The sequence below is a fragment of the Pseudomonas sp. 21615526 genome (assembly GCF_013386245.1).
Classification (GTDB): Bacteria; Pseudomonadota; Gammaproteobacteria; order Pseudomonadales; family Pseudomonadaceae; genus Aquipseudomonas.
In genome coordinates, this window is sequence record NZ_JACAOM010000165.1 from 1 (window position 1) to 3,021 (window position 3,021).

The 3,021-nt window shown below is 57.1% G+C and carries 4 protein-coding genes and 1 pseudogene; 4 read left to right on the forward strand and 1 reads right to left on the reverse strand.

Annotated features, from left to right (window positions below; genetic code table 11):
* The first annotated feature begins 157 nt into the window (after window positions 1-157).
* Both rhtA and HX786_RS29835 read left to right on the forward strand, forming a co-directional pair.
* Window positions 158-1,045 (forward strand): threonine/homoserine exporter RhtA, encoded by an 888-nt coding sequence (gene rhtA, locus HX786_RS29830; protein ID WP_177039999.1) that lies wholly within the window; start codon window positions 158-160, stop codon window positions 1,043-1,045.
* Window positions 1,046-1,212: 167 nt separating this feature from the next.
* Window positions 1,213-1,494 carry a hypothetical protein gene (locus HX786_RS29835; protein WP_003210144.1) on the forward strand — a complete coding sequence of 94 codons (282 nt, stop codon included), beginning with the start codon at window positions 1,213-1,215 and terminating at the stop codon, window positions 1,492-1,494.
* 12 nt (window positions 1,495-1,506) lie between these two features.
* On the opposite strand, the gene HX786_RS29840 is transcribed toward HX786_RS29835, so the two are convergent.
* A complete protein-coding gene (locus HX786_RS29840; protein ID WP_008430866.1) occupies window positions 1,507-2,067 on the reverse strand; it encodes a TetR/AcrR family transcriptional regulator in 561 nt (186 codons plus the stop codon).
* Window positions 2,068-2,156: 89 nt separating this feature from the next.
* Here HX786_RS29840 and HX786_RS29845 point away from each other — a divergent pair, with 89 nt between their 5' ends.
* Together HX786_RS29845 and HX786_RS29850 are read left to right on the forward strand one after the other, a co-directional pair.
* The gene (locus HX786_RS29845; protein ID WP_003210139.1) at window positions 2,157-2,888 is read left to right on the forward strand and encodes an SDR family oxidoreductase; all 732 of its coding nucleotides are present in this window, start codon (window positions 2,157-2,159) and stop codon (window positions 2,886-2,888) included.
* Between the two features lie 35 nt (window positions 2,889-2,923).
* A pseudogene (locus HX786_RS29850) lies at window positions 2,924-3,021 on the forward strand (2-hydroxychromene-2-carboxylate isomerase); the annotation flags it as partial.

Consider the following 3,021-nt stretch of genomic DNA (forward strand, 5'->3'; position numbering starts at 1 on the left):
TAATTCAGCTTTTCTATCAATCCATCCCGACAATCACGGAATTCGTCTATATAGGAAGGAACCGTTAACTAATTGAGCAATATATTGCCCAACGCTCAACAGTTAAGCATCATAGCCACTCGGTTTCTTTCAATACGACCTCGGACGAATACCCTCAATGACCACTTCCCCGCGTAGCCTGGCTTCGACACTGTTTCCGGTCGGCCTGCTACTCATTGCCATGGCCTCTATTCAATCAGGCGCCTCACTCGCCAAAAGCATGTTCCCCATCGTGGGCGCCCAGGGCACCACCACCCTGCGCCTGATTTTCGCCAGTGTGATCATGCTGCTCCTTTTACGCCCATGGCGCGCCAAGCTGACAGCCAAGTCGTTGCAGACGGTGATCGTCTACGGGATGGCGCTGGGGGGAATGAACTTCCTCTTCTATATGTCGCTGCGCACCGTTCCGCTGGGAATTGCAGTAGCCCTCGAATTCACCGGCCCACTGGCAGTAGCCATCTACGCTTCGCGACGCGCCGTAGACTTTCTCTGGATAGCCTTGGCGATTGTCGGACTTCTGCTATTGATCCCAGTGGGCGAAGCCAGCAGCGGCCTTGACCTCACAGGCGCCGCCTATGCACTCGGCGCAGGTGCGTGCTGGGCACTCTACATTCTGTTTGGCCAAAAGGCCGGCGCCGACAATGGCGTTCAGACTGCGGCCCTCGGCGTAATGATTGCAGCGTTGTTTGTTGCACCGATAGGTATCGTCCACGCGGGCGCCGCACTCCTCACACCCTCGCTGATCCCGATCGCCATTGGTGTCGCGGTTTTATCCACCGCCCTGCCCTACACCCTGGAGATGGTCGCCCTGACTCGCCTGCCAGCCCGCACATTCGGAACCCTGATGAGCATCGAACCCGCGTTCGGCGCCCTGTCCGGGCTGTTTTTCCTTCAAGAGCACTTGTCCCTGGCGCAATGGCTGGCCATCACCTGCATTATCCTGGCCTCGGTGGGTGCAACCCTGACCATGCGTAACGAATCAAAACCACTCGTTCCAGCCGATTGATTCAGGATTTGACGTAGCTATGGCATTTGCCGCTCAATTAGGCCATGTTTAGGTCGTAACCCAGTGTCATTCATGGAGATTTTCGATAAGGACATCATGAACGCTACACTCGAGAGCGAGCAAAGCCAGCTTCGTGCACTTAAGCGAGGCGGCTATTAAGGATAGTAATGAAGCGAATTTTGATGCTGTTCATGATTGTGGCAATCGCAGGTTGTGCCGCGACCACCAAGACCGAAGTAAAACGGGGAAAGAAGGGCCTGCATATCAACTGCTCAGGCCTGTCCTCTTCCTGGGACCAGTGCTACGCCAGTGCAGCTAATTCGTGTGGCGCCAAAGGCTATAAAGTCATCGCCAAGTCGGGGGACAACGCCGAAGACCCAGGCGACTACCCGTTCGGTCTTAACCCCGCCGGCTACACAAGCCGAAGCATGATTGTCATCTGCAAGTAACTGTCGATGACCTCACAGCCTCGACAGCTGCTGGCTGAGCACCTCGTAGTTCGATGACAGGACCTGTGCCTGCACCTGCGGGTCGACCATCATCCGCGCCACCACCAGGGCGCCGATGCATTGCGACAGAATCGACCACGCCAGGGCCTCGCTGCCCAGTGTTGCTGCCCACCCCACCTGCAATCGGCAAATCCAGTCCTGCGCCTGTTGACGAACGGCCACATCAGATCGCGCAATCTCCGCCCCCAGGCTCGGCAACGCACATCCGGCTTCGGATTGCTCCACATGGGCCATGCTCAGGTAGAACTTCAAACAGCGATCCAGCCGCTCACGGCTTTGCACCCCGTCGCCATTCAATCGCTCAAGGCTGTGGCTCAATTCACGCTCGACAATCGAACTGAACAATTCATCCTTCGAAGCGAAGTGGCTATAAAACGCACCGCCACTCAAGCCAATGGCCTTCATCAAGCCATCCACCCCGACACTGGCAAAACCCTCTTTCTTCGCCAGTGCCGCACTGCTGTTCAGAAGCTTTTCCCTGGTTTGCTGCTTGTGACTAGCCGAATATCGCATCGCTTCCTCCACTGTGCTGTCAGCTTGACGCCTGCTGGATCGTAGCATAACGTTCGTTTGGCAAACGATCGTTTACTAAAGGATCTCCCATGACGAACAACAAGAAAATCGTACTGGTAGTGGGTGCCGGCGATGCCACAGGTGGTGCCATCGCCAAGCGTTTCGCCCGTGAGGGTTACGTCGCCTGCGTCACCCGGCGCAGCGCCGATAAACTGCAACCCTTGGTGGATAGCATCCACGCAGCAGGTGGCGAGGCGCATGGCTTTGCCTGCGATGCCCGCAAGGAAGAAGACGTTATCGCGCTGATCGAACGGATTGAAACCGAACTGGGCCCCATCGAAGCCTTCGTGTTCAACATCGGCGCCAATGTGCCGTGCAGCATCCTGGAAGAAACCGCCCGCAAGTACTTCAAGATTTGGGAGATGGCCTGTTTCTCAGGCTTCCTCAACGCGCGGGAAGTGGCCAAGCGCATGGTCACCCGTAACCGCGGCACCATCCTGTTTACCGGTGCCACGGCCGGGTTGCGTGGAGCCGCCGGCTTTGCCGCGTTCGCTGGAGCTAAACACGGGATCCGTGCACTGGCGCAAAGCATGGCTCGCGAACTGGGCCCACGGAATATCCACGTCGCCCACGTCGTCGTGGATGGCGCCATCGACACCGACTTCATCCGCGACAACTTCCCGCAAAAATACGCCCTCAAGGATCAGGACGGCATTCTCAATCCGGACCACATCGCCGATAACTATTGGTACCTGCACAGCCAGCCCCGGGACGCCTGGACCTTCGAGCTGGACCTGCGCCCCTGGAATGAACCCTGGTAAGCACGCCCCATAACAATAAACTGCGAGTATCCAGCATGAGTAAAACAGTAGAATTTTTCTTCGACCTCGGCAGCCCTGCCACCTATCTGGCCTATACCCAACTTCCAGGCCTGTGCGCTGCAACCGGCACCCA

Excerpts from the sequence above, each read along its gene's own strand:
- rhtA (WP_177039999.1), top strand. The coding sequence starts at position 158 with ATGACCACTTCCCCGCGTAGCCTGGCTTCGACACTGTTTCCGGTCGGC.
- HX786_RS29835 (WP_003210144.1), top strand. The coding sequence starts at position 1,213 with ATGAAGCGAATTTTGATGCTGTTCATGATTGTGGCAATCGCAGGTTGT.
- HX786_RS29840 (WP_008430866.1), bottom strand. The coding sequence starts at position 2,067 with ATGCGATATTCGGCTAGTCACAAGCAGCAAACCAGGGAAAAGCTTCTG.
- HX786_RS29845 (WP_003210139.1), top strand. The coding sequence starts at position 2,157 with ATGACGAACAACAAGAAAATCGTACTGGTAGTGGGTGCCGGCGATGCC.